Origin of the sequence: Pseudomonas sp. KK4, assembly GCF_001984065.1 — a bacterium.
Classification (GTDB): Bacteria; Pseudomonadota; Gammaproteobacteria; order Pseudomonadales; family Pseudomonadaceae; genus Aquipseudomonas.
On sequence record NZ_LYVP01000004.1, the window covers coordinates 1 to 23,687 of the forward strand.

Below are 23,687 nucleotides of genomic sequence, written 5' to 3' on the forward strand. Positions count from 1 at the left end.
GTGTAAAGCTGGTTATCGACCCCCGCCACAAGGACGTTCCTTTTCCCTCCGAACAAGCCCCGACATGTTCAGACCTCTCTTCGTATTTATCGGCACGCGTTACACCCGTGCAAAGCGTCGCAATCATTTTGTGTCATTCATTTCCCTGACTTCGATGATCGGGCTCGCCCTTGGCGTGGTCGTGATGATCGTGGTGCTGTCGGTGATGAACGGCTTCGATCATGAGATGCGCACCCGCGTGCTGGGCATGGTGCCCCACGCGACCATCGAGTCCAGCGAGCCGATCAGCGATTGGCAAGGCCTGGCCAGCAAGGTCAAGCAGAACCCGCAGGTGACGGCCGTCGCGCCATTTACGCAAATGCAGGGTTTGCTGACCAACAACGGCAAGGTGTCCAAGGTCCTGCTCAATGCCATCGACCCGGCGCTGGAGCGCCAAGTCTCGATCATCGACAACTTCATGCAGCAGGGCCAACTCGACGACCTCAAGCCCGGCGAGTTCGGCATCGTCATCGGCGACAAGGCGGCGGCCAAGCTCGGCGCGGCCATCGGCGACAAGCTGACCTTCGTTGCACCGGAAGTCACCGTGACCCCGGCCGGGATGTTCCCGCGCATGAAACGCTTCACCGTGGTCGGCATCTTCCATGTCGGCGCCGGTGAGATCGACGGCTACCTGGGCATCACCAATCTTCAGGATCTGGCGCGGCTGCACCGCTGGAAGCCGGATCAGGTCCAGGGCATCCGTCTCAAATTCGACGACCTGTTCCAGGCACCGCGCACCGCATGGACCATTGCCCGGGAATTGGGTGAGGATCATTACTACGCCCGCGACTGGACCCGCACCCACGGCAACCTGTACCAGGCCATCCGCATGGAAAAAGCCATGATCGGCCTGCTGTTGCTGCTGATCGTCGCCGTCGCCGCGTTCAACATCATTTCCACGCTGGTGATGGTGGTCAACGACAAGAAGAGCGACATCGCCATCCTGCGCACCCTGGGCGCCACGCCGGGCACGATCATGCGGACCTTCATGGTCCAGGGCACGGTGATCGGCGTGGTCGGTACGGCCATCGGCGCCGTGGTCGGAATCTTCGCCGCGCTGAACGTCAGCGCCGCGATCTCGGCCCTCGAGGGCCTGATCGGTCACAAGTTCCTCAACGCCGACGTGTACTTCATCGATTACCTGCCGTCGCAGGTGCAGAGCCAGGACGTGGTCATGGTCTGCTCCGCGGCGTTGATCCTGAGTTTCCTCGCCACCCTGTATCCAGCCTGGCGTGCCGCGCGCACCCAGCCTGCGGAGGCGCTACGTTATGAGTGAGTCGGGCATGAGTGAAAAAGCAATCTTGAGCTGCCGCAACCTGGGCAAATCCTACGAGGAAGGTCCGGAGTCGGTAGAAGTGTTGGCCGGTTTGCAGCTGGAACTGCACCCGGGCGAGCGCGTGGCGATTGTCGGTAAATCAGGATCGGGCAAAAGTACATTGCTCAACCTGCTGGGCGGCCTCGATACACCGACCCAGGGCAGCGTGTGGCTCGACGGCGAAGAGCTCTCGGCCTTGAGCGAGAAGAAACGCGGCCTGCTGCGTAACCGCGCCCTCGGCTTCGTGTACCAGTTCCACCATTTGCTGCCCGAATTCACTGCGCTGGAAAACGTCTGCATGCCGCTGCTGATCGGCAAGACCGCGATTCCGGAGGCGCGTCAGCGTGCCACGGCGTTGCTGGAGCGGGTGGGGCTGGGCCATCGTCTGGAGCACAAGCCGGCGGAACTGTCCGGTGGCGAACGCCAGCGTGTGGCCATTGCCCGCGCCCTGGTGAACACGCCCGGCCTGGTGATGCTCGACGAACCCACCGGCAACCTCGACTCGCACACTGCCGAAGGCATTCAGGACCTGATGCTGGAACTCAGCACCTCGATGCGCACCGCGTTCCTGGTGGTGACCCACGACATGAACCTGGCCCGCCAGATGGACCGCGTCCTGCAGTTGCAGGAAGGTCGCCTGACGGCTATCTGACTGATCGAAACCCGACGCCGCCGAAAGCACGTCGGGTCATTTATTTTTATACGGTGCCCCAGCGAATGTTCAGACCGTTATCGATCTTCATCGGCACGCGCTATACCCGCGCCAAGCGCCGCAATCGCTTCGTCTCCTTCATCTCGATGACCTCGATGATCGGCCTCGCCCTGGGCGTGCTGGCGATGATCGTGGTGTTGTCGGTGATGAACGGCTTCCAGCGCGAAATGAGCTCGCGCATCCTCGGCATGGTGCCCCACGCGACCATCGTCGGCGTCAATCCGATCGATGACTGGCGGCCGGTCGCCGCAGCGGCCATGAAAAATCCCGAAGTGACGGCCGCCGTGCCGTTCACCGAGATGGAAGGCATGCTCTCCTACAAGGGCACGATGCAGCCTATCCAGGTCAGCGGCGTCGATCCGGCGCTCGAAGGCCAGGTATCGATTGTCGCCAAACACATCGTCCAGGGCCGGATGGAAGACTTGAAACCCGGCGAGTTCGGCGTGGTGATCGGCGAGATCACGGCGCGGCGCTTTCGCCTGAATGTCGGTGACAAGATCACCCTGATCGTTCCGGAGGTCAGCAACGCACCGGGCGGTATCACCCCGCGCATGCAGCGCCTGAACGTGGTGGGTGTGTTCAAGGTCGGCGCCGAGCTGGATGGTTCGATGGCGCTGATCCACGTCGCCGACGCGGCGCAGATGCAACACTGGGAGCCCAATCAGGTACAGAGCGTGCGCCTGGCCGTGAAGGACCTGTACGCCGCGCCACAGGTGTCGGGTGCCATCGCCACGGGGCTGGGCACCGCCTACAAGGCTGACGACTGGACCCATACCCAGGGCAGCCTGTTCAGTGCGATGAAGATGGAAAAGACCATGATCGGCCTGTTGTTGCTGATGATCGTCGCCGTGGCGGCATTCAACATCATCGCGACGCTGATCATGGTGGTGAACGACAAGGGCGCGGACATCGCGATCCTGCGCACCATCGGCGCCACGCCACGGCAGATCATGATGATCTTCATGGTGCAGGGCACGGTGATCGGGATTGTCGGTACGCTGATCGGTGGCGTGCTCGGCGTGATCGCCGCCTTGAACGTCAGTGAGCTGGTGGGCTGGATCGAGCGGGTCAGCGGCCAGCACATCTTCAGTTCCGATGTGTATTTCGTCAGCAACCTGCCGTCCGAGTTGCAGGGCGGGGATGTGGCGTTGATCTGTACCGCGGGGTTCGTATTGAGCTTTCTGGCCACGGTGTACCCGGCGTTGCGTGCGGCGAAGATCGAGCCGGCTCACGCGCTTCGGTATTCCTAAGCTGACATATCGCTTTCGCGAGCAAGCCCGCTCCCACCTTTGACCGAGTCGAGACATACACTTGTGATCGATTCAGGCCCCAAGTGGGAGCGGGCTTGCTCGCGAAGGTGTCGGCCCTGCTGGCCTCAATCTCTCCTTGGTAACTCGATCACAAACCTGGTGCAGCCCTCAGCCGATTCGCAACGAATCTGCCCGCCATGCGCCCGGACGATGGACTGGGTAATCGCCAAACCCAGCCCCGCATGCTCGCTGCTACTTTCCTGCCGCGCCGGATCGGCGCGATAGAAGCGATCGAACAGGCGCTGCAGCAATGCCGGATCTATCCCGTCCCCTGTATTTTCGATGTTCAAGCGCAGGCCGGCGGTATGTTCGGATATTCTGACCCGAATCTCACCGTCAGCAGGCGTAAACCGCAACGCGTTATCCAGCAAATTGGACAGCGCCCGCCGCAACATGCCGCGATCACCCTCAATGCCGGCGTCACCTTCGCGGCTCATGGTCACCCGGGCGTCCTCGGCCAGCGGTGCAAAAAACTCCAGCAACACATCCACCTCGTGCCCCAACTGCAGCGGTTCGCGCTTGGGCATCAGCAGGCCGTGGTCGGCCTTGGCCAGATACAGCATGTCGTTGACCAACTGCGCCATCCACTGCAACTCCTCGAGATTGCTGTGCAGCGCTTCGCGGTAGTCCTCGATGGGGCGCGGGCGGGTGAGGGTGACCTGGGTGTGCGTCAGCAGGTTCGACAGCGGCGTGCGCAGTTCATGGGCTATGTCGGCGGAGAATGCCGACAGTCGCTGAAAGGAATCGTCCAGGCGCCCGAGCATGGCGTTGAACTGGTGAGCAAGCTGCGCCAGTTCCGGTGGCATGCTTTCTTCGGGCAAGCGGGCGTTGAGCGATTGCGCCGAAACACCTTTGGCCACGTTGCTCATGCGACGCAGCGGTCGCAAGCCGCTGCGGGCTGCCCAGGCCCCCAGCAACGCGGTGGCCAGGGCTGACAGGCCGACCGTCAGCCAGATCAGGCGCTGCATGCGTTGCAGAAAATGCTGGTGATGGGTGATGTCCAGCAGCAGGGTCAATTGCGGCGAGTCGGGCTTATCGGGAAACAGCGGGGCATTGAGTACACGGTAATCGGTACCGGCGTGGGTGATTGTCGACAGACCGGGTTGCTGCGCGAGCTTGTCCGGCAGATCGGCAGCGCTGTCGTACCAGCGCTTGCCGTCGCTGCCACTGATTCGCAACGACAGATCGGCCTGGCGGCTCAATTCTTCGTCCGGTCTGATCTCGCTGTCGCTGGATCGCACGTCGTGCAGCGCCTGGCGCAGGCCGATCAACTTGCCTTCCAGCAATTGCTGATCGAGCTCAATGAAGTGCGCCTCGCTGGCACCACTGAACAGCAACCCGGCAAACAGTGACACCACGGCGGTGCACGCGGCGAACAACAGGGCCAGACGACTGCTCAATGAAAGGCGTCGCATCAGGCACCGCGCTCTTCGAGGACGTAGCCCATGCCGCGTACGGTGTGGATCAGTTTGCTGGGGAAATCGTCGTCGACCTTCAGGCGCAGGCGGCGGATCGCGACTTCGATGACATTGGTGTCACTGTCGAAATTCATGTCCCAGACCTGGGATGCGATCAGCGATTTGGGCAGCACTTCGCCTTGGCGGCGCAACAGCATTTCCAGCAGGGCGAACTCCTTGGCGGTCAGGTCGATGCGCTGGCCGCCGCGCTCGACACGACGGCGGATCAGGTCCAGGCGCAGATCGGCCAGTTGCAGGCTGGTTTCCTGGGGCGCCGTACTGCCGCGGCGCAACAGGCTGCGCACCCGGGCGAGCAGTTCGGAAAAGGCAAAGGGCTTGACCAGGTAATCGTCGCCACCCAGTTCCAGGCCTTGCACGCGATCCTCCACGGCATCCCTGGCGGTCAGAAACAGCACCGGCGTGTCCAGGCCGGCGCCGCGCACGGCTTGCACGATCTGCCAGCCATCGCGTCCGGGCAGCATCACGTCGAGAATCAGCAGCGCGTAGTCGCCGCTCAACGCCAATTGCTGGCCGGTGGTGCCGTCGGCTACCCACTCGACGTTGAAACCGGCCTCGGCCAGGCCCTGGCGCAGGTAGTGGCCGGTTTTCGGTTGGTCTTCGACGATCAGCAGTTTCATGGGCGACTCGGGTCAGATGGCACGCTGCTTTATACCGTTGGCAAGGAGGGTTCTGGCCAACCTGACAAAGTTGTAATCTGGCTGTCAGGTTACGGGCAGCGACGTCAGTTTAGAGTTTTCCACAGCGTGAGCCCCTTTTTGTTGGAGTACGACAATGTTTTTCCGCAGATCCGTATTGCTGGCTGCCTGTGTATTGGCCTTGAGTTCACCGGTGTGGGCCGCCTCCGGACATACCTATGATTTCGGCCAGCCGGCCACGGCGGACAAGGCCAGCCGCAGTGTCGAGGTGGTGATGAGCGACATTGCGTTCAGCCCCAAGGCCATCGAAATCAAGGCTGGGGAAACGGTGCGCTTCGTGCTGGTGAACAAAGGCCAGTTGCTGCACGAATTCAACCTCGGCGACGCGGCGATGCATGCCAGGCACCAGCAGGAAATGCTGCAGATGCAACAAAGCGGCATGCTGACGCCAACCGGCATGAAAAACATGGACCACAGCGCCATGGCTGGCATGGATCACGGGGCGATGGGGCATGGCATGAAGCACGATGACCCCAACAGTGTGCTGGTGGAGCCGGGTAAAAACGCGGAATTGACCTGGACCTTCAGCAAGGCCACCCAACTGGAATTTGCCTGTAACATTCCCGGTCATTACCAGGCCGGCATGGTCGGCAAGCTGACAGTCAGTCAGTAAGCACTCAAAGGCGGGAGCAAAGGCTGATAGAATCCGCTGATTATTCAGTCAGGTTTCCGCCATGCATCCCGCAGCCGAACATTCGCCGCTGGGCAAATCCAGCGAATACATTGCCACGTACACGCCGTCCCTGCTGTTCCCGATCCCGCGCACCGCGAAGTGGGCGGAGCTGGGCCTGACGGCTCAAACCCTGCCGTACAAGGGCGTGGATTTCTGGAATTGCTTTGAACTGTCCTGGCTGCTGCCCTCGGGCAAGCCGGTGGTGGCGATCGGCGAGTTCAGCATCCCGGCGGACTCCCCGAACATCATCGAATCGAAGTCGTTCAAGCTGTACCTCAATTCCTTGAACCAGACGCCGTTCACCGACACTGCGAGCCTTGAAGCGACGCTGGTCAAAGACCTGTCGGCCGCTGCCGGCAAACCGGTTGGCGTGCGTATCCGCAGCTTGAAAGACGTCGAGGCCGAAGGCGTCGTTGCGTTGCCAGGGGTGTGCATCGATGAGCTGGATATAAGCGTCAGCAATTACGAGCATCCTCGCCCGGAACTGCTGCGTTGCGACGAGTCGCGCATTGTCGAAGAAAGCGTGCACAGCCATCTGCTCAAATCCAACTGCCCGGTCACCCGTCAGCCGGACTGGGGGAGTGTGGCGGTGGAGTACCGCGGTGCGGCGCTCGATCACGCCAGCCTGCTGGAGTACATCGTCAGCTTCCGCCAGCATTCGGACTTCCACGAACAGTGCGTGGAGCGCATTTTCCTTGATCTGCAACGCTTGCTGAAACCTGAGAAATTGACGGTGTATGCGCGGTATGTACGGCGCGGTGGCCTGGATATCAACCCGTATCGCAGCACTGAAGAGGTGCAATTGCCTAACCATCGCCTGGTTCGTCAGTGACCAAATCCTGTGGGAGCGGGCTTGCTCGCGAAGGCGGAGTGTCAGTCAATATTGATGTCGGTTGACACACCGCTTTCGCGAGCACGCCCGCTCCCACAGGGGCATGCATTTCAGGTCTCAATAAAAAACCCCGCTATCGCTAGCGGGGTTTTTTTGTGTCTGGCGGGTATTCAAATGCCCATGTTGCCCAAGGCTTGGGCAATGTTGCGCAGGGTGCCGGCCAGGGTGGGGTGTTCGAGTTCGAAGCGTTCGACGGCAAGGTTGACGCCGTCGGAGAGGCTGGCGTCGTGGGTCTTGGTTTCGAGCTCAATCTTGAGTTCGATCTGTTGCATCAGTTCGTGCAGGTTGTCGCGCTCGGATTCGGACAGCGGAGGATTCTGATCCAATTGCTCGCGCAGGGCATTGAGCTGTTCTTGCAGTTCGCGGGCAGGCATGGCGTTCTTCCTTTTTCTCGATAGGCACTGGCATAGACCATGGCGACGCGCCAAAGATCTATGGCTTTCCTAAGATTAATCCACTCTGGGTCAACCTGCATGCCTTCATCGGTGTGGGGCGGTAATCAGGGCTTTTCGCCCTTGAGTCGGCGCAGGCTGATGTCGGCCAGGCAGGTGTCGAGTTCGCCCAGGTGATCAATCACCGAGTGCACGCCCAGGCCGAACAGTTGCATTGTGGCCTTGCCGCGCTTGATGTCTCGCTCCTGTGGCGACAATGCCTGCCATTGCTCGGGCGACAGCCCGCAGAGCGAGCCGCAGGACGCCAGGCCAATGGTCCAAAGCCCGGCGTTGAGCCCCGATTGCAGCAAGCGCGGTTCGCCGCTGACCAGCACACAACCTTCCAGTCGCTCGACGTTCAGTGCCATCAACGCTTGCCAGCACGCGTTGGGAGCCGGCCACGGCTGTATTGTTTCGGCGTGTTGCCAAGGTTTGATCCATGCCGGCAGCGTGCTGGCCAGGGATCGGCTGAGGGCGGGGGCCAGTTCATCGAGCCAGGCACAGGGGATCTGCTGGCGTTGCAGGCTGTTGAGGCTATCGATGGCGCCCGGTGTGGCCTCGGCGTGTTGGGCCGAGTGGTTTCCGGTCAGATGGGTACGAGCGCCGAAATCCACCAGGCAACCACTCAGTCCGAACAACACGGCAGTCAGGTTGGGCAGGGTTTGAGGCGAAACTTCGGCGTGTGGCATGTCAACGTCCCTGAAATAGCCTCGAGGCTAAGGGGCGTCGGTGACAGTTCAATGACATGGATGTGAATCGCTCACATTTGACAGCAATCATTGATCGGTGTCCGGCAGCGATGCTGCCTAAAGCGGCGTTTCCGTCTTATACTGATTCTCTTTGCGTCGGGTTCAGCGCCCGGCGAGGGTACAAATCCAAGGAGTTTTTCTATGCGCTTGAGCCATTCTCTCGCTCAGCTTTGTGTGTGCGCCAGTGCGCTGCTGGTTCCGTTTGTTGCCCAGGCAGCGTCGGAAGATGACCCTTGGGAAAGCATCAACCGTCCGATCTTCAAATTCAACGACGTGGTCGATACCTACGCGCTCAAGCCTCTGGCCCAGGGCTACCAGTTCGTGACGCCGCAATTTCTCGAAGACGGCATTCACAACATGTTCCGCAACATCGGTGACGTGACCAACCTGGCCAACGATATCCTGCAGGCCAAGCCCGCAGCGGCAGGCGTCGACACCGCACGCTTGATCTTCAACACCACCTTCGGCCTGCTGGGCTTCTTCGATGTCGGCACCCAAATGGGCCTGCAGCGCAACGACGAAGATTTCGGCCAGACCCTGGGTTACTGGGGCGTAGGCAGCGGTCCGTACGTGATGCTGCCGCTGTTGGGCCCGAGCACCTTGCGTGATGCGCCGTCGAAATACGTCGACAGTTACACCGCCCCGTACCGTTACATCAACGACGTGCCGGTGCGTAACTCGATCTTCGGCCTGAATATTATCGATACCCGTGCGGACCTGCTTTCGTCCGAGAAATTGATCAGCGGCGACAAGTACACGTTCATCCGTAATGCGTATCTGCAGAATCGCGAATTCAAGGTGAAAGACGGTCAGGTCGAAGACGATTTCTGATTCTCGCCGATGTGTTTTTTGTTGTAGACCAAAGGCTTCTTATAACTGCCGGTGATTTGAACGCCGGACACGCCAAGCGACCATCGGCGTGAGCTTGAAACGCCTCGCGGATGGGAGTACCGTCTGCGCCTTAGAAGGGCACCTCTGGTGTACCTGTGTGTAGGGCCAACGCTCGAAAACGGTGCGCCAGAGAGGCTAGAAAGCGAATCCAGTAGTGTGAAAAGGGCCAACCACCCGAGCCACTACGCCAACCTAATTCTGGCGCCGTTTGCCCACATGCCAAAAACCAGTGCCACGCTGCTGATAATCGATGATGACGAAGTAGTGCGCGCGAGCCTCGCCGCCTATTTGGAAGACAGTGGTTTCAGCGTCTTGCAGGCCAGCAATGGTCAGCAGGGTCTCCAGGTATTCGAGCAAGACAAGCCCGACTTGGTCATCTGCGATCTGCGCATGCCGCAGATGGGCGGGCTCGAACTCATTCGCCAGGTCACCGAGATGTCGCCGCAAACCCCGGTGATCGTGGTCTCGGGTGCCGGCGTGATGAACGACGCGGTCGAGGCCCTGCGCCTGGGCGCGGCGGACTACCTGATCAAACCCCTCGAAGATCTGGCGGTGCTCGAGCACTCTGTGCGTCGGGCCCTGGATCGGGCGCGCCTGCTGCTGGAAAACCAGCGTTATCGCGAGAAGCTGGAAAAGGCCAACCGCGAGCTCGCCGCCAGCCTGAACCTGCTCCAGGAAGACCAGAATGCAGGTCGCCAGGTGCAGATGAACATGCTGCCGGTCAGCCCCTGGACCATCGACGATTTCAAGTTCGCGCACCAGATCATCCCGTCGTTGTACCTGTCGGGTGATTTCGTTGACTACTTCCGGGTCGATGAGCGTCGGGTAGCGTTCTACCTGGCGGACGTTTCCGGGCATGGCGCTTCTTCAGCCTTCGTCACCGTGCTGCTGAAGTTCATGACCACGCGCCTGTTGTTCGAATCCAAGCGCAGCGGCACCTTGCCGGAATTCAAGCCTTCAGAGGTACTTGGTCATATCAACCGGGGCCTGATCAGTTGTAAGCTGGGTAAACACGTCACAATGGTCGGTGGAGTCATCGACGAGGAGACAGGTTTGTTGACCTATAGCATCGGCGGACATTTGCCGTTGCCTGTGTTGTACACCCCCGACAGTGTTCGTTATCTGGAAGGGCGTGGCCTGCCGGTGGGGCTCTTCAACGAAGCCACCTACGAAGACCACGTGCTGGAACTGCCACCGACGTTCAGCCTGACGCTGATGTCTGATGGCATACTGGACCTTTTGCCAGAACCCACACTCAAAGAGAAAGAAGCTGCGTTGCCCCAACGGGTCAAGGCAGCGGGCGGCAGCCTGGATGGTCTGCGGCAGGTTTTTGGATTGGCCACGCTAGGGGAGATGCCGGATGATATCGCCCTGTTGGTGTTGAGCAGGAATCTTTAATGAGTACCGGTAGAATCCAGTTCGCCGAGCAGGACGGCACCTTCGTCCTCAAGTTCGTCGGTGAAGTTCGCCTGACCCTGTGTTCGGCGTTGGATGCGACTATTGAGAAAATCTTCACCGCGATGAATTTCAACGCGATCGTGATCGATTTGACCGAAACCCGCAGCATCGACAGCACCACGCTTGGCTTGTTGGCCAAACTGTCGATCCTGTCGCGGCAGAAAGTCGGCCTGCTGCCGACCGTCGTCACCACCCACGAAGACATCACCCGTCTGTTGCAGTCCATGGGCTTCGAGCAGGTGTTCAACATCGTCGACAAACCCATTCCATGCCCGGAATGCCTGGATGATCTGCCGGATCAGGACCAGTCCGAAGAAGTGGTGCGGATCAAGGTGCTGGAAGCGCACAAGATCCTCATGGGGCTGAACGATTCCAACCGTGAAGCGTTCCATGACCTGGTGAATGCGCTGGAGCGGCATTGATCCGCTGAAGTGATGGGGCGACTGTAAGTACGCTTTCGCGAGCAAGCCCGCTCCCACTGGGGGGCATGCCTGACACAAATTTCGGGTACAGCATTGATCACTGTGGGAGCGGGCTTGCTCGCGAAGGCGTCAGTCTAATCACCACTGGCCCCATGCCAAGCCAGCTTGCTGGAACAAAAAAAGGGCGAACCCACCAGGGTTCGCCCTTTTTCATTGCGGTCACTCAAATCACAGCTTGGCCTGCAGCAGTGCCTCGAGTTTCTCCTGGTCCCGGGCAAACTGACGGATGCCCTCGGCCAGCTTCTCGGTGGCCATGGCGTCTTCGTTGGACAACCAGCGGAACTGATTTTCGTTGAGGATCAGGCGGGCTTCGCCAGCATGCCCCGGCGCCAGCTTGCGCTCCAGCTTGCCGGTGTCGGCCGCCAGTTTGTCGATCAGGTCCGGGCTGATGGTCAGGCGGTCGCAACCGGCCAGTTGTTCGATCTGGCTAAGGTTGCGGAAGCTGGCACCCATGACCACGGTTTTGTAACCGTTGGCCTTGTAGTAGTTGTAGATACGCGTCACCGACTGCACGCCCGGATCATCCGCGCCCGTGTACTCGTTGCCGGTGGCTTTCTTGTACCAGTCGTAGATACGGCCCACGAACGGCGAAATCAGGAACACACCCGCATCAGCGCACGCAGCAGCCTGGGCGAAGGAAAACAGCAGGGTCAGGTTGGTCTGGATGCCTTCCTTTTCCAGGATCTCGGCGGCACGGATGCCTTCCCAGGTGGAGGCGATCTTGATCAGCACGCGGTCACGGCCGATGCCGGCCTTTTCGTACAGTTCGATCAGGCGGTGCGCACGCTTGAGCACGGCATCGGTGTCGAACGACAGACGCGCATCCACCTCAGTGGAAATACGCCCGGGAATCACTTTGAGAATTTCCTGGCCTACCGCAACGCCGAAACGGTCGCTGGCCAGACCCACATCACCCTTGCAGTCGCGGACACAGGCGTTGAGCAGGTCGGCATAACCGGTGATGGCCGCCGCCTTGAGCAACAGGGAAGGGTTGGTGGTGGCATCCACCGGTTTGACGCGGGCGATGGCTTCGAAGTCGCCGGTGTCGGCAACCACGGTGGTCATTTGCTTGAGTTGTTCCAGCTTGGAAGTCATGGGCGTGCTCTGTCCTATGGGTCTGATGACATTACCCGAGCGCTGACAGCCACTCAAGGGCACATGCGTGTATAGAGCGCCCCGGTGGCAACATCCTGAAAACGGCTGTTTGAAAGGCGGGGCGTGATACCGATAAATACGATGCCAAAACGAGTCACAGGTTCAAAACACCTGATCGTCAGCGCCCCGCGAGGCGGAGCACTATGGCGGATTAAGCAAGGTCTTGACCGCCGACTTGGCCGGTTTCGGTTGACCATCGGCGGTCAGCAGGCCGAAATTCTTCTCCCGCTCGTCGCTGCCCGAATCAGTGTTTTTCCATTCATAGATCGATGTCAGGCCAATGTTCTGTTTTCTCACGTCAGTGATGAACGCGCTGATTTTGCTCGCTTGGCCATCGTTGCCGCCGTTGGAACCTAGCGCCGACACGCCCCACTCACTGATAACCCCCGGCAGATGAAAGTTCTGCGCAATGAACGCCTGGGCATTGCTGACCTGGGTCGGCGTCATGCCATAGGGGTGATAGGAGATGGCGCTCAGGCATTTGGGGTATTCACTGACGATTCTGTTGAGCGCCACTGTCGACGCAGAGCCGGCACTCGGCGGCCGCGCGAAACCGAACCCGATCACCGGCGTCGACGCAGGTTGCTGCTGCAGCGAGCTGCAAACGGCGCTCATGAACGGAACGAAAGTGGTATCGAAACTCCCGGTCGGCCAATAGGTGCCCAGATCAGGCTCGTTCCATATCTCGATCGCGACCAGTTGCGAGCCGTAGGACCTTTCCAGGCCCATGACCGAACCGGCGAAGCTTGCGCCGGCGGCAGCGAGTTCAGCGGTGTTGCCTGGCGTGGACGTCAGAGCCTTGGTCGAGCGCACGGTCAGCAGTACCGGCAACCCGGCGGAGCGGGCGGCGGCGAACGCATCGCTGACCTGCTTTTGGTACGCCGCGCCGCCCAGGCTGTTGGTCCAGACGCCAAAGCGCACGAAGCCGAACCCCTGCGCCTTGATGTCCTCGGCGTCCGCGGGGGCGAAGTTCTGGATCTTGACCTGCACTCCGACGGTCTTGTTGGCGGCCAGTGCCGGAAACAGGTCGCTGGCATTCACCTGGCTGGTTGCACCGAGCATGAACAGGGTCGAGACGGTAAGCCGTTTCCAATGTGCTGAATTCATGTCTGTTCTCCTCATGAGAAATGACATCAGTCATTAATTATCCCGTTACTTGCAGTTCGATAGTCGTTAAGGCTCGAAGTGCACGAATGTTATTTTTTGTCGGGTTATCCATGTTAGATAACCGGCGTTATTTTTGGTCCGGCAATTGTGTTTGGGTGGTTTTCCGGGGCGTGGTACTTAATGCACTAAGTCTCGCAGGCCAATCTATTTCTGAACACAGGAAGATCTTGTGGGTTCATTGAAATTCGTCTGGCGTATTGGCATTAAACGGAAAAGTCATCTTGTTCAAAAAGATTCTGGTTGTTTGCGTGGGCAACATTTGCCGCAGTCCCACGGCAGAGTTGTTGTTGCGTAACGCGCTGGCAACTTCACCCATCACCGTGGCCTCTGCAGGCCTGGCCGCGCGGGTCGGCGAAGGCATGGAACCGGCGGCGCGGGAGCTTCTCGAAGACCGCGGGCACAGTGCCCAGGCGTTTAGAGCACGGCAGCTGACCCCGGACATCGTCAATGAATCAGACCTGATTCTGGTGATGGAAAAAGAGCACGTAAAACAAGTTCTGAAGATTGCATCCCACGCCAGGGGCAAAGTGTTTCTTCTCGGCAAGTGGCAGAGCGAACGAGAAATACAGGACCCTTATCGTCAAGGCAAAGCCGCATTTATTCATGCCCATGCATTGATCGAAGATGCTGTTGGCTCATGGGCGCAGCGCCTCGGACATTGATCAATATTCTTCAGACCCGTGAATGGTAAGAACAGACTTATGCAGTTACCGTCAGTAATCGGCACCCGGGACAACGAACGAGACGATATTGATCTTCTCGGTATATTCGGCACTTTGATCGACCAGAAGTGGCTGATCGGCGCGCTCACCGGTGCCTTCATGGTCACCGGTGTCGCTTATGCGGTTCTGGCCACGCCTGTGTACCTGGCCAACGCCCTGGTGCAAGTCGAGCCGAAAAAGAACGACATGCTGGGCTTTTCCGATCTCAACAGCATGCTCGGCGGCCAATCGCCGTCGGTGACGGAAATCGGCATCATCAAGTCCCGCGCGGTCATCGGCAAAACCGTCGACGATCTGCACCTGGACATCGACGTCACCCCCAACACCTTTCCGCTGGTTGGTGGTTTTCTCGCTCGCCGCTTTCGGGGTGACACCCCGCAGAGTGTTGCAGCGCCACGCATGGGCCTGAACAGCTACGCCTGGGGCGGTGAGCGGCTGGAGATCGCGCGGCTCAAGGTGCCGAATGAGCTCTTGGGCAAGAAGCTGACGCTGATTGCCGGTGAGCAACACGCCTTCCAGCTGTTCGACGACAACGACAACCTGCTGGCCGAAGGCGTTGCCGGCAGCGCCTTTGCGCACGACGGGGTCGAGGGATTGATCGCGCAATTGCAGGCGAACCCCGGTACCCGTTTCGAGGTGGTGCGCAACCCCCGGATCGTTACCATCCAGAACTACCAGGACGCGCTGGATATTTCCGAGCAAGGCAAGGAGTCCGGCATCATCCGCCTGGCCCTGGCCAGCAGCGACGCCGCCGAGGCGGTGCAGATCCTCAATAAAATCTCCTCGTTGTACGTCGAGCAAAACGTGCAGCGCACCTCCGCCGAAGCGGCGCAGAGCCTGGATTTCCTGCAAGGCCAGTTGCCCCAGGTCAAGCGTGACCTGGCCAAGGCCAGCGAGGCGCTCAACGCCTATCAGACCCGCGGCAAGACCGTGAACATCTCCCTCGAAACCCAATCGGTGCTGGAACAGATCGTCGGGCTCGACACGCGCATTTCCGAATTGAAAATGCAGCAGGCGGAGCTGGATCGCAAATTCACCAAACAGCATCCCGCGTACCGCGCCCTGATGACCCAAATCGGCGAATTGACCCAGCAACAGAAGGCGCTGGAGAGCAAATCCCAGAACCTGCCAGCCACCCAGCAAGAGTTGCTGAACCTGACCCGCGATGTGGAAGTGGCGTCGCAGATCTACACCCAACTGCTGAACAAATCCCAGGAACTGGACATCGTCCGCGCGGGCGCTGTGGGCAATGCGCGCTTGATCGACGCCGCGGATGTCGACCTGACCAGCCCGGTCAAGCCGCGCAAGGCCCTGATCGTGTTGATCGCGACCTTCCTCGGCGCCTTTGTCGGCGTGGCCCTGGTGCTGCTGCGCAAATCCCTGAGCCGCGGGCTGGAAGGGCCGGAAGCCATCGAGCAACTCGGCCTGCCGGTGTACGCCTCGATTCCCTACAGCGCGCTGCAACAGGAAGAAGACACTAAAAAAGGTCGCGCCAAGGGGGATGCGGACGCCTACCTGTTGGCCCTGCGCAACCCGACGGACCTGTCCATCGAGTCGATCCGCAGCCTGCGCACCTGCCTGCACTTCGCAGCGCTGGATTCGACCAACAACCGCATCATGATTTCCGGTCCCAGCCCCCAGGTCGGCAAAACCTTCGTCTCGTCCAACCTCGCGGCGGTCATGGCGCAAAGCGGGCAGCGGGTGGTGCTGATCGATGCCGACATGCGCAAGGGGCATCTGCACAAGACGCTCAATACGCCGATCAGCAATGGCCTGTCGGACCTGCTGGTCAAGCGTTGCAGCATCGACCAGGCAATCAACACCGTCGAAGTCGACAACCTGCATTTCATCAGCCGCGGACAGGTTCCGCCCAATCCGTCGGAGTTGCTGATGCACGCCAACTTCCGCGAGCTGATGACCGAGCTCAGCGAGCGCTATGACGTGGTGATCATCGACACGCCGCCGCTGCTGGCGGTGACCGACGCGGCAATTGTCGGGCGTGAAGCAGGCATCAGCCTGATCGTCACCCGCTTCGCGGTGAACCCGGCCAAAGAAATCGAATTGACCATCCGCCGCTTTGCCCAGAACGGCATCGAGTTGAAGGGGGCCGTGTTCAACGGCGTCGAGAAACGTGCCGCCAGCTACTACGGCAACGGTGGGTACGGTTATTACAACTACGAATACGCGTCCGACAAATCCTGAGTTTCAGTTTTCGTCATTACATGCATGGAAGTGGGTGGCTTGTGAAAAAAATACTGCACGTGGCCGAAACGATCAAAGGTGGCGTTGCCACGGTTATTCGCACGATATCGGCACTGCCCGAGGGCGAGACGGCGGACTATGAACTGGTCTACCTGATCCCCTTCGATCAGCGCAAAGAGTTGCACGGCATCGATGAGCGACAGATCAGAACCTTCGACCGCAACAAGCGCGATGTGCTGTCGCTGCTGCGCTTCGCCTGGCAAATAGCCCGGGTGATTCTCAAGGAGAAACCCCAGGTCGTGCACTTGCACAGCACCTTTTCCGGGGTGATCGGGCGCTGTGTGTGCCTGGTCCTGCGGCCCTGGCGCGCTCCGAAAATCGTCTATTGCCCCCATGCCTTTTCGTTCCTGATGGAAAGCTCGCCGACCAAGCAGAAAATCTATTCGCTGGTCGAACGGATGCTGCAGAAGGTCACGGACGTGATCATCTGCGTCAGCCAGTACGAACTGGACAAGGCCGCCGCTTTTGGTATCGATCGCCATCGGATGAAGCTGATCTACAACGGTATTGATCACAAGGACGATCAGCCGAACGCCAGTGAACAAGCGCCGATCCATCTGCTGTTCGTCGGCCGGCTCGACTACCAGAAAGGCTTCGATGTGCTGCTCAAGGCTTTCGCCAAGGCTCAGCGCAAGGATATGAAACTGACGGTGGTGGGCAGTGCGGTGAACGAGGATTCGGTCGATTGCCCGCCAATGGATGCGGTCGAGTACCTACCCTGGGTCACGCCGGCTGAAGTCAATGCGCTCTACCGCAAAGCCGATGCTCTGATTGTCCCGAGTCGCTGGGAAGGCTTCGCCATGGTGCCTCTGGAAGGCATGGCCATGGGGTTGCCGGTGATTGCCAGTGACTGCACCTCATTGCCCGAGTTGGTCACCCACGGGGTCACGGGCTACATCTTTCCCACCGGCGATCACCAGGCCCTGGCCCGAGTTTTGTTGAACATCCACAAGCCCGGGTTGCAGGACCTTGGCGTCGCGGGTCGCAAGACCGTGCGCGAACGCTTCAGTGCCGCGCTGATGATCCGCCAGACCTATGACGTGTATTCCGCTCAAACCCATTAAGTAGATTTCCGCTTATGAACGTAACGATTCTGCACGGCTACAGCGCCTCCAATTCCGGTGATGGCCTGCTCGTGGATCTGGCCATTGCCCTGGTGCAGCGCAACTTTGGCGCCGACACCTCGATCAGTGTGGTGGCTTCGGACCCGCAGTCATTCAGCTACTTGCCGCACAAGCGGTTCGACGCGCCGGTGATGGCGGCCAAGGGACTGGGACGGGTCAAGCAAGCGGTGTTTCTCAACCAGTCCTACGCAGGGCTGGCCAATCTGTTGAAGAGCAGTGATTTGATCGTCGGCGTGGGCGGCGGTTACATGCGCTCCAAAAGTGCCTTCGAACACATCAAGTTGAAACTGGGCCACGCCAAGCAACTGGAAACGGCGATCATCAGCAAAGTCCCGTCGGTTTACTTGCCGCAAAGCATCGGCCCGTTCCACGGTGAGAGCCGCCAGATCGTCGAGCATTACGCCAGTGCCGATGCGGTGTTCGTGCGCGACAACAGGTCGTCGGCGATATTCGAGGCCTGTGAAAACGTCTACCGGGCGCCGGACCTGGCGGTGCAGGCGCTGGCCAGCAAGATCCTCATGCAACCCAAGTTCACCCGTTGTGCCGCGTCGCCGGCGACGGTTTGCGTGGTGCTGCGCAAGCCGCCAGAGTGGAGCAAAGAGAAGAAGCTTGCCTACGTGGCCAATCTGAAGGTGCTGCTGCAGCGCTTGAAGAACAAGAGCAAGGTTGTGTGCGCGGTGCAAAGCGCGGTGCGGGGCAATGACGATGGCGCGTTTTATCGCGAGCTGGGCATTACCGAAGAGTTGCTGTCGTTGAAGGCGACCCTGTCCAAGTATCAGCCGGACCTGGTGATTTCCGTGCGCCTGCACGGCGCCATCGAATCGCTGTTGGCGGGCGTTCCGGCATTCCACATCAGCTACGAACGCAAAGGCTTCGGCGCCTATCAGGACATGGGCGTGGAAGACTGGGTGATCAATGGCGGCGACATCGACGTCGACACCATCATCAACACTGTTTACGCGCCGAACGCCCTGTCGGGTTTCGGCAAGCGCCTGACCGACACCTGCCGAGAAATCGAAGCCAAGACCGTGATCATGGACGACATCATCAAAGGCATCGTTCGATGATATTGCGCCTGTTGCTGCGGGGCGGGGCTTTGGGGGCGAAGTTTCTGCTGGTGTTGGCCATCACCCATTACCTGGGGTACGACGCCCTGGGTTTTTACGGGGTGGTGGTGGCCGCGTCCCTGATCGCGTCGAAGTTCTACAGCGTCGGCTTCAGTTCCGAGATCAATCGGCTGATCAGCGTGGGCCTGAGTTCGCGCCAGGTCGTGAACAAAGTCCTGCTGCTGTACCTGGCCGTGGGATTGCTGTTGTCGGTGGCGACGGTGGCGGTTTATTCACAGTTCCAGGGGATACAGGCGAGTGCTGCGTTGATCGTCTGCGTGACCCTGGTGCTGCTCACCGAGCACCTGTCCTTTGAGCTCAATTCCTTTGTGTTTTCGGCGCAGAAAGCCACCTGGGGCGCGCTGCTGTTTTTCATCAAGACTGGCCTGTGGGCGCTGCTGGCCGTGGGCGGCATGATGCTCGGCTGGGTGTCCGATATCGCCAGCGTGTTGTGGCTGTGGGTCGCGGCCAACGGGGTGGTGATGGTGGCCGGTTACCTGATCGTGGCGCGCCTTCACAAGGCGCGGGTCAAGGGTACGCTGGGCGCGGCCTCGGTCTGGAAAGCCGGGCTGCCGTTTTACCTGGGCACCGGCCTGATCGCATTGAGCCAATACGCCGAGCGCTTCCTGATCATCGACATCGAACCTTACGCCAGCCTGGGTAAATACGTGTACGCCTGGTCGGCGGCCAACACCTTGCAGGCGTTGTCCTACGCGGTGGTGGCGGTAGTCGGCATTCCAGTGCTGTCCAAGCGATTTCAACGTGACCAGCAGGCTTTCACTGTACGGGAGTTGTTCGTCAATCAGTGGGTCATGCGTTCACTGATGGTGTCTGCTGCAGTGGCGGTGCTGATCTGCCTGTTCTTCAACGTGGTGCTCGATTACGTCGCCACCACGGTGCCGCGGCCGGACAACGGCATCCTCGCCGTGCTGATTGTTTCTTTTGCCCTGCGCGCCGTTGGCGACATCGTCTGGGGTGGCCTGATCGCCTCGAAAAACAGCCGGGTGTCCCTGGCCAGCGCAGCCATCTGTCTGCTGGTGTCGTTGCCGGTCAGCTACCTGTTGATCAAGCATCACTCGATCCTGGGGGCGGCCTGGGGCAACGTCTTTGCGATCTGTGTGCAGTTGGGCGTCATCGCCCTGTTGACCCGTGCGCCCCGAGCGAAAAAGGTGTTGTCATGGGGTTGAAGTTGCCCAGCATCGAGTTTCGCGGCGCCAGGCTCGATTCGTCGCTGTCGTTCCTGATCCTGTTCACCGGCCTGTTCCTCTCGGTGGCCATGCCGTTGCTGATCTCCCGTGACCCCGGCCCGGACGCCATGACCCTGTGGTCGTCCTACGCCCGCGCCGACAACTGCAACTTCTGGAACCCGTTCTCGCCGGACCGCTCGTCCTACGAGTGCTCGGCGTTCCTGCTGCGGCCCACGGGCATCAACCTGACCAATGCCTGGGCCTACGGCATGCTGTGCAATTTCTTCCTCACGGCGATTCCGGTGTTCATCTTCCGGCGCATGCCGCTGACGATCTTTTTCACCCTGTGCCTGTGGGGCGTGGTGCGTTCGTTTTTCCTGGAAAACCTGACCAAGGAAATCATCGTTTCGGTGGCGGTGCTTTCGATTTTGATCACCTCCTTTACCAGGAAATACCGGGTGGGGTTTTTCTTTTCGGCGCTGATCTACGGCGTGCTGATCCGGCCCTACTGGATTCTGTTTTCCCTGGCCTGGGTCGGGGTGTGCGTGATGAAGAAATACGTCTCGCGCACGACCTTCTTCCTGATGCTGTTCCTGTTCTACCTGGCGGTCGCCACGGCGATTCAATTGGTGGCCGGGTATTCGGTGTCGTCGATCCGTGCCAGCAACAACGAGTTGCGCACGGCGGGGGAGGAGGGCTCGAAGTCGTTGATCGTGTCCTGGATCAACGGCGGGGATTTCGTTTCCCAGGCGCTGGATTCGATGAGCATCTTTTTCCGCCTGTCGTTCCCGGTGGAGCTGATCCTGTTGTCCGGTCCCGGCCAGGTGATCTTCGTGGTGTTGATGATGATGACCGCATTGCTGCTGTTCAAAGTCATCACCTCGACGGACTACAAGGGCGTGCCGATCCAGACCAAGGCCAAGGAGCTGATCGCGATTCCCCTGTCTTTTTTGCTGGTTCAAGGTTTGTTCGAGCCGGACTTCGGGTCGTTCGCCCGGCATTTTTCCATGGTGGTGCCGGTGCTGTTCGTTGGCCTGGGGTTGATGCTGCGGGCCCGGAAACTTGTGTGGGTTCAGTCCCGAGTTTTGAATTGAGGTTTGACCGTTATGTCGAGCAATAAAAAATCGCTTGAGATCGAGACCCTGCGCGGCCTGGCGTGCCTGCTGCTGGTGCTTTATCACGTGATCGGTCCGTTGGGCGGCGGCTTGAAAATAGACCTGGGCTCGCCGTTCCGGGTCATCGCCGATTCCATGGTGTACGTGCGCATGCCGCTGTTCACCTTTATTTCGGGCTACATCTATTCCATCTACAAAATCCGCGGCAATCACTTCCCGAGCTTCTTTGCCGGCAAGGTCCGGCGCTTGCTGGTGCCGCTGCTGTGCGTGGGGGTGCCGTTTTCCGTGTTGCAGGCGGTGGGCCCGGGCGTGAACAAGGATGTGGGTGTGATGGAGGCGTTGTTGTCGTTCTACGTGCCGGTCAACCACTTCTGGTTCCTGCAGGCGGTGTTCATCATTTTCATGTTTGTCGGTGTGCTGCAGTGGCGCGGGCTGTTGCGCACGGCGGCGCATGTGTACGCGCTGTTCGGCTTTGCGGCGCTGGTGTTTCTGCTGCCGCCGTTCAAGGTCGATGCGTTTGGCATCAACGGGGCGGTCTACCTGCTACCGTTCTTTGTGGCGGGGATGATTGGCCAGGAAAAGGTCAGCCTGTTGAAGCAACGGCTCAAAGTGATCGGTCCGCTGGTGTTTGTGTTGATCGCGCTGGTGCTGTTGTACGTGGCGGCGGTGGATCGTGAGGCGATTGTCGATCGGCGCAGCCTGATCGGTTTGCTGGTGGGGTGCGTGTCCTGCTTCGCGTTGCTGGGCAGTGATATGCGCTCGAAGTGGCTGACGTGGCTTGGCGGGTATTCCTACGCGATCTTTCTATTCCATGTGTTGTTTGCGGCCACGTCGCGCTTTGTCCTGGGGCGCCTGGGTGTGCATGAAGAGGGGGTTCTGGTGGCGGGAGGATTGCTGTTCGGTCTGATGGGGCCGGTGGTGTTGTCGATGGTGTTCAGTCGATTCAACTTTACGTCGGTACTGTTTCTGGGTGAGCGTGCCCCGGTTAAAAAGTCTCGGCAAACCGTGGTGCCGGTGGTTCAGGCTTGATGATGCCTGCGGTTGACGCGCAGCCTGTGGCGGCGGTTGAGGTGAGCGATGCTCGCGAAACCTTTGCTCAATGGCGCGACGGCAAAACGGGAAAGGTGCTGGCCGTTTCGGTGATCGGTGACAGCTACAGCGCCGGCCAGGATTTTTACCTGAACAGACTGGTTCAGCGCCTGGCCGCCGAGGTGGGTTTCGCCGGGCCGGGGTATGTCGGCTTCAACCACGGCGCAGCGCTGGGTGGTACCCACTTCAAGTACACCCGCAGCAGCGAGAAATACTTTGGCGGAGGCTGGCAGGTGTCCGGCCTTGGCCAGGCCAGCCCCGACAGCCGCACCGTGACCGGTCGGCCTGGGGCCTGGCTGGCAGTGGAGGCCAGCCCCACGCCGGCCATCGACACTTCGATCACTCAAGGGAAATTACTCTATCTCGGCGACGGTGAGGCCAGTGAGGTGCGTTATCGCTGGTCCCCCTCGCAGCCTTGGCAATCGGTGACACTTGGCGGTTCGGGGGTTCAGGAAGTCCAGCTTTCGGTTGTTGCCGGTGCGCCGGATTGGGCGTTCAGGCTGGAGGTGGTGCAAGGCGCGCCGACGCTGTTCGGCCTGTGGTTGAGCAATGACCAGCGCGGTATCAGGGTTTCCAAACTCGCGGCGTCCGGCGCGGCGTCCGGGGACTTCTACCACAGCGACAGTGGCTGGCAGGCGCAGTGGAAAGCCGTGGTGTCGAAGATCCCGGCGGACATTTACCTGATCATGCTCGGCGGCAATGACCAAGGCTTTGGCGTCAAACCCGAGGACTATCTGTACAACATTCAGGGCCTGGTGGGGATGCTCCGCGAGATTCAACCAGCGGCGAGCATTAACTTGATTCTGCGCCAGGACACCACCCGCTCCAGTGCCTACCCGATGTCGGCCTATGCCCAGGTTCTGCAGCCTTGGGCACAGGCGGAGCACCTCGGATACGCCGATCTGCAGTGCGCCTTCGGTACCGACTTCAAGCGCTACGCCAGCGGCGGACCGACACCCATGATCGGCCCGGACAGGATTCACCCGCTGCCGGAGTCGGGGGGGAGGGTGATTGCCGATTATTTTTATCGATGGGTGGTGGATGGAAGGGGTTGTGGCCAACGCACCCCCCTGTAGGAGCGAGCTCGCTCGCGATGGACGACAGGACAACGCGGGCATTCAGACAGCCCGCGTTATCGTTGACGACCATCGCGAGCAAGCTCGCTCCTACAGGGTGGGGGGGCACGAAATCCCGCCAGAATTACAGCCCACCCCTCTCATACCGCTCCACCTCATCCAGCAACTGCGCCGTCTTGACTGGCATCAACCCCGGATCACAACGTGTTTCCACATTGATGATGATCGCTGGGTCGTTGCAGCAGATCCGCACCCGAAACCGCCAGTCGCTGAAAATCATCTTCAACCCGTCGCGGTCGTCCATCTCCAGGGCCTGCTCGCGATATACCCGTTTCAGGTGAGCGAGCAGAGGATAGGGATCGGGCATGGGTCGGCGGATGTCTCCGGACGAGGGAAACATGCCGATTCGTTCCACCAGCAACGTGGGGCCCAGCCAGGATTCGTTGGCGCTGGGCAATCGCTGCTGTCGCGATAACCAGGACATCTTCCCGAGGTTGCCCACCTCCCTTTCAATGTATGCCGAAAGTTGTGCAATGTTCATGGTTGACCTGCCTGAATG

General features: G+C 60.0%; 23 protein-coding genes. 16 read left to right on the top strand and 7 right to left on the bottom strand.

Translation table 11 applies throughout. The annotated features are described in order from the left end of the window. Positions 1 to 64 precede the first annotated feature (64 nt). The 3 genes from B0W55_RS02225 to B0W55_RS02235 all read left to right on the top strand — a co-directional run bounded on the left by B0W55_RS02225 (position 65) and on the right by B0W55_RS02235 (position 3,316). Complete coding sequence (locus B0W55_RS02225) at positions 65 to 1,315, top strand: lipoprotein-releasing ABC transporter permease subunit (RefSeq protein ID WP_077044410.1); 1,251 nt, start codon at positions 65 to 67, stop codon at positions 1,313 to 1,315. Between the two features lie 7 nt (positions 1,316 to 1,322). Continuing rightward, positions 1,323 to 2,006, top strand: a complete 684-nt coding sequence (lolD, locus tag B0W55_RS02230; RefSeq protein ID WP_175645455.1) for a lipoprotein-releasing ABC transporter ATP-binding protein LolD — start codon at positions 1,323 to 1,325, stop codon at positions 2,004 to 2,006. A 65-nt stretch (positions 2,007 to 2,071) separates the two neighbouring features. Beyond that, entirely contained in the window at positions 2,072 to 3,316 is a 1,245-nt protein-coding gene (locus tag B0W55_RS02235; protein ID WP_077044412.1) for a lipoprotein-releasing ABC transporter permease subunit, read from the top strand. 125 nt (positions 3,317 to 3,441) lie between these two features. Here B0W55_RS02235 and B0W55_RS02240 read toward each other — a convergent pair whose 3' ends face one another. Both B0W55_RS02240 and B0W55_RS02245 read right to left on the bottom strand, forming a co-directional pair. Further along, positions 3,442 to 4,791 carry a heavy metal sensor histidine kinase gene (locus B0W55_RS02240; protein WP_077044413.1) on the bottom strand — a complete coding sequence of 450 codons (1,350 nt, stop codon included), beginning with the start codon at positions 4,789 to 4,791 and terminating at the stop codon, positions 3,442 to 3,444. After that, a complete protein-coding gene (locus B0W55_RS02245) occupies positions 4,791 to 5,471 on the bottom strand; it encodes a heavy metal response regulator transcription factor (protein ID WP_077044414.1) in 681 nt (226 codons plus the stop codon). The genes B0W55_RS02240 and B0W55_RS02245 overlap by 1 nt, the downstream gene beginning before the upstream one ends. 154 nt (positions 5,472 to 5,625) lie before the next feature. Between B0W55_RS02245 and B0W55_RS02250 the strand changes: the two genes are divergently transcribed. Both B0W55_RS02250 and queF read left to right on the top strand, forming a co-directional pair. After that, positions 5,626 to 6,162 (top strand): plastocyanin/azurin family copper-binding protein, encoded by a 537-nt coding sequence (locus B0W55_RS02250; protein WP_077044415.1) that lies wholly within the window; start codon positions 5,626 to 5,628, stop codon positions 6,160 to 6,162. 61 nt (positions 6,163 to 6,223) lie between these two features. Beyond that, positions 6,224 to 7,054: an NADPH-dependent 7-cyano-7-deazaguanine reductase QueF gene (gene queF / locus B0W55_RS02255; RefSeq protein WP_077044416.1), complete on the top strand. Its 831-nt coding sequence runs from the start codon at positions 6,224 to 6,226 to the stop codon at positions 7,052 to 7,054. 170 nt (positions 7,055 to 7,224) lie between these two features. Here the strand turns inward: queF and B0W55_RS02260 are convergent, their stop codons facing one another. Both B0W55_RS02260 and B0W55_RS02265 read right to left on the bottom strand, forming a co-directional pair. Next, the gene (locus B0W55_RS02260) at positions 7,225 to 7,488 is read right to left on the bottom strand and encodes a DUF4404 family protein (RefSeq protein ID WP_077044417.1); all 264 of its coding nucleotides are present in this window, start codon (positions 7,486 to 7,488) and stop codon (positions 7,225 to 7,227) included. Positions 7,489 to 7,613: 125 nt separating this feature from the next. After that, the gene (locus B0W55_RS02265) at positions 7,614 to 8,234 is read right to left on the bottom strand and encodes a phosphatase (RefSeq protein ID WP_077044418.1); all 621 of its coding nucleotides are present in this window, start codon (positions 8,232 to 8,234) and stop codon (positions 7,614 to 7,616) included. A 201-nt stretch (positions 8,235 to 8,435) separates the two neighbouring features. Here B0W55_RS02265 and B0W55_RS02270 point away from each other — a divergent pair, with 201 nt between their 5' ends. The 3 genes from B0W55_RS02270 (at position 8,436) to rssC (ending at position 11,065) form a co-directional block, all read left to right on the top strand. Next, the gene (locus B0W55_RS02270; protein WP_077044419.1) at positions 8,436 to 9,125 is read left to right on the top strand and encodes a VacJ family lipoprotein; all 690 of its coding nucleotides are present in this window, start codon (positions 8,436 to 8,438) and stop codon (positions 9,123 to 9,125) included. 276 nt (positions 9,126 to 9,401) lie between these two features. Next, a complete protein-coding gene (gene rssB / locus B0W55_RS02275) occupies positions 9,402 to 10,583 on the top strand; it encodes a two-component system response regulator RssB (protein ID WP_077044420.1) in 1,182 nt (393 codons plus the stop codon). Further along, positions 10,583 to 11,065, top strand: a complete 483-nt coding sequence (gene rssC / locus B0W55_RS02280; RefSeq protein ID WP_077044421.1) for an anti-sigma factor antagonist RssC — start codon at positions 10,583 to 10,585, stop codon at positions 11,063 to 11,065. The genes rssB and rssC overlap by 1 nt, the downstream gene beginning before the upstream one ends. Before the next feature lie 228 nt (positions 11,066 to 11,293). On the opposite strand, the gene tal is transcribed toward rssC, so the two are convergent. Together tal and B0W55_RS02290 are read right to left on the bottom strand one after the other, a co-directional pair. Beyond that, the gene (tal, locus tag B0W55_RS02285) at positions 11,294 to 12,220 is read right to left on the bottom strand and encodes a transaldolase (RefSeq protein ID WP_077044422.1); all 927 of its coding nucleotides are present in this window, start codon (positions 12,218 to 12,220) and stop codon (positions 11,294 to 11,296) included. Between the two features lie 201 nt (positions 12,221 to 12,421). Next, positions 12,422 to 13,387 (bottom strand): glycosyl hydrolase family 5, encoded by a 966-nt coding sequence (locus B0W55_RS02290; protein ID WP_077044423.1) that lies wholly within the window; start codon positions 13,385 to 13,387, stop codon positions 12,422 to 12,424. Between the two features lie 281 nt (positions 13,388 to 13,668). Between B0W55_RS02290 and B0W55_RS02295 the strand changes: the two genes are divergently transcribed. From B0W55_RS02295 to B0W55_RS02330, 8 genes are read left to right on the top strand one after another with little or no spacing between them, the layout of a single operon-like run. Next, complete coding sequence (locus B0W55_RS02295) at positions 13,669 to 14,109, top strand: low molecular weight protein-tyrosine-phosphatase (protein WP_077044549.1); 441 nt, start codon at positions 13,669 to 13,671, stop codon at positions 14,107 to 14,109. 39 nt (positions 14,110 to 14,148) lie between these two features. Further along, entirely contained in the window at positions 14,149 to 16,371 is a 2,223-nt protein-coding gene (locus tag B0W55_RS02300) for a polysaccharide biosynthesis tyrosine autokinase (RefSeq protein WP_077044424.1), read from the top strand. Positions 16,372 to 16,412: 41 nt separating this feature from the next. Beyond that, positions 16,413 to 17,495 (top strand): glycosyltransferase, encoded by a 1,083-nt coding sequence (locus B0W55_RS02305; RefSeq protein ID WP_077044425.1) that lies wholly within the window; start codon positions 16,413 to 16,415, stop codon positions 17,493 to 17,495. Positions 17,496 to 17,509: 14 nt separating this feature from the next. Beyond that, complete coding sequence (locus B0W55_RS02310; protein WP_077044426.1) at positions 17,510 to 18,622, top strand: polysaccharide pyruvyl transferase family protein; 1,113 nt, start codon at positions 17,510 to 17,512, stop codon at positions 18,620 to 18,622. Further along, on the top strand, positions 18,619 to 19,848 hold the full coding sequence (locus tag B0W55_RS02315; RefSeq protein ID WP_077044427.1) for a phosphoribosylaminoimidazole carboxylase: 1,230 nt from the start codon (positions 18,619 to 18,621) through the stop codon (positions 19,846 to 19,848). The genes B0W55_RS02310 and B0W55_RS02315 overlap by 4 nt, the downstream gene beginning before the upstream one ends. Next, positions 19,839 to 20,942 (top strand): hypothetical protein, encoded by a 1,104-nt coding sequence (locus B0W55_RS02320; protein ID WP_077044428.1) that lies wholly within the window; start codon positions 19,839 to 19,841, stop codon positions 20,940 to 20,942. The genes B0W55_RS02315 and B0W55_RS02320 overlap by 10 nt, the downstream gene beginning before the upstream one ends. Before the next feature lie 12 nt (positions 20,943 to 20,954). After that, positions 20,955 to 21,992, top strand: coding sequence for an acyltransferase family protein (locus B0W55_RS02325; RefSeq protein ID WP_077044429.1), 1,038 nt, complete (start codon positions 20,955 to 20,957; stop codon positions 21,990 to 21,992). Then, positions 21,992 to 23,128, top strand: a complete 1,137-nt coding sequence (locus tag B0W55_RS02330; RefSeq protein WP_077044430.1) for an SGNH/GDSL hydrolase family protein — start codon at positions 21,992 to 21,994, stop codon at positions 23,126 to 23,128. Before B0W55_RS02325 ends, B0W55_RS02330 begins: the two co-directional genes overlap by 1 nt. A gap of 124 nt (positions 23,129 to 23,252) precedes the next feature. On the opposite strand, the gene B0W55_RS02335 is transcribed toward B0W55_RS02330, so the two are convergent. Further along, positions 23,253 to 23,669 (bottom strand): mannose-1-phosphate guanylyltransferase, encoded by a 417-nt coding sequence (locus B0W55_RS02335; RefSeq protein WP_077044431.1) that lies wholly within the window; start codon positions 23,667 to 23,669, stop codon positions 23,253 to 23,255. Positions 23,670 to 23,687: the final 18 nt, after the last annotated feature.

What these genes read in the sequence shown, in the direction of transcription:
- B0W55_RS02225 (WP_077044410.1), top strand. Translation starts at nt 65, where the DNA reads ATGTTCAGACCTCTCTTCGTATTTATCGGCACGCGTTACACCCGTGCA.
- lolD (WP_175645455.1), top strand. Translation starts at nt 1,323, where the DNA reads ATGAGTGAAAAAGCAATCTTGAGCTGCCGCAACCTGGGCAAATCCTAC.
- B0W55_RS02235 (WP_077044412.1), top strand. Translation starts at nt 2,072, where the DNA reads ATGTTCAGACCGTTATCGATCTTCATCGGCACGCGCTATACCCGCGCC.
- B0W55_RS02240 (WP_077044413.1), bottom strand. Translation starts at nt 4,791, where the DNA reads ATGCGACGCCTTTCATTGAGCAGTCGTCTGGCCCTGTTGTTCGCCGCG.
- B0W55_RS02245 (WP_077044414.1), bottom strand. Translation starts at nt 5,471, where the DNA reads ATGAAACTGCTGATCGTCGAAGACCAACCGAAAACCGGCCACTACCTG.
- B0W55_RS02250 (WP_077044415.1), top strand. Translation starts at nt 5,626, where the DNA reads ATGTTTTTCCGCAGATCCGTATTGCTGGCTGCCTGTGTATTGGCCTTG.
- queF (WP_077044416.1), top strand. Translation starts at nt 6,224, where the DNA reads ATGCATCCCGCAGCCGAACATTCGCCGCTGGGCAAATCCAGCGAATAC.
- B0W55_RS02260 (WP_077044417.1), bottom strand. Translation starts at nt 7,488, where the DNA reads ATGCCTGCCCGCGAACTGCAAGAACAGCTCAATGCCCTGCGCGAGCAA.
- B0W55_RS02265 (WP_077044418.1), bottom strand. Translation starts at nt 8,234, where the DNA reads ATGCCACACGCCGAAGTTTCGCCTCAAACCCTGCCCAACCTGACTGCC.
- B0W55_RS02270 (WP_077044419.1), top strand. Translation starts at nt 8,436, where the DNA reads ATGCGCTTGAGCCATTCTCTCGCTCAGCTTTGTGTGTGCGCCAGTGCG.
- rssB (WP_077044420.1), top strand. Translation starts at nt 9,402, where the DNA reads ATGCCAAAAACCAGTGCCACGCTGCTGATAATCGATGATGACGAAGTA.
- rssC (WP_077044421.1), top strand. Translation starts at nt 10,583, where the DNA reads ATGAGTACCGGTAGAATCCAGTTCGCCGAGCAGGACGGCACCTTCGTC.
- tal (WP_077044422.1), bottom strand. Translation starts at nt 12,220, where the DNA reads ATGACTTCCAAGCTGGAACAACTCAAGCAAATGACCACCGTGGTTGCC.
- B0W55_RS02290 (WP_077044423.1), bottom strand. Translation starts at nt 13,387, where the DNA reads ATGAATTCAGCACATTGGAAACGGCTTACCGTCTCGACCCTGTTCATG.
- B0W55_RS02300 (WP_077044424.1), top strand. Translation starts at nt 14,149, where the DNA reads ATGCAGTTACCGTCAGTAATCGGCACCCGGGACAACGAACGAGACGAT.
- B0W55_RS02310 (WP_077044426.1), top strand. Translation starts at nt 17,510, where the DNA reads ATGAACGTAACGATTCTGCACGGCTACAGCGCCTCCAATTCCGGTGAT.
- B0W55_RS02315 (WP_077044427.1), top strand. Translation starts at nt 18,619, where the DNA reads ATGATATTGCGCCTGTTGCTGCGGGGCGGGGCTTTGGGGGCGAAGTTT.
- B0W55_RS02320 (WP_077044428.1), top strand. Translation starts at nt 19,839, where the DNA reads ATGGGGTTGAAGTTGCCCAGCATCGAGTTTCGCGGCGCCAGGCTCGAT.
- B0W55_RS02325 (WP_077044429.1), top strand. Translation starts at nt 20,955, where the DNA reads ATGTCGAGCAATAAAAAATCGCTTGAGATCGAGACCCTGCGCGGCCTG.
- B0W55_RS02330 (WP_077044430.1), top strand. Translation starts at nt 21,992, where the DNA reads ATGATGCCTGCGGTTGACGCGCAGCCTGTGGCGGCGGTTGAGGTGAGC.
- B0W55_RS02335 (WP_077044431.1), bottom strand. Translation starts at nt 23,669, where the DNA reads ATGAACATTGCACAACTTTCGGCATACATTGAAAGGGAGGTGGGCAAC.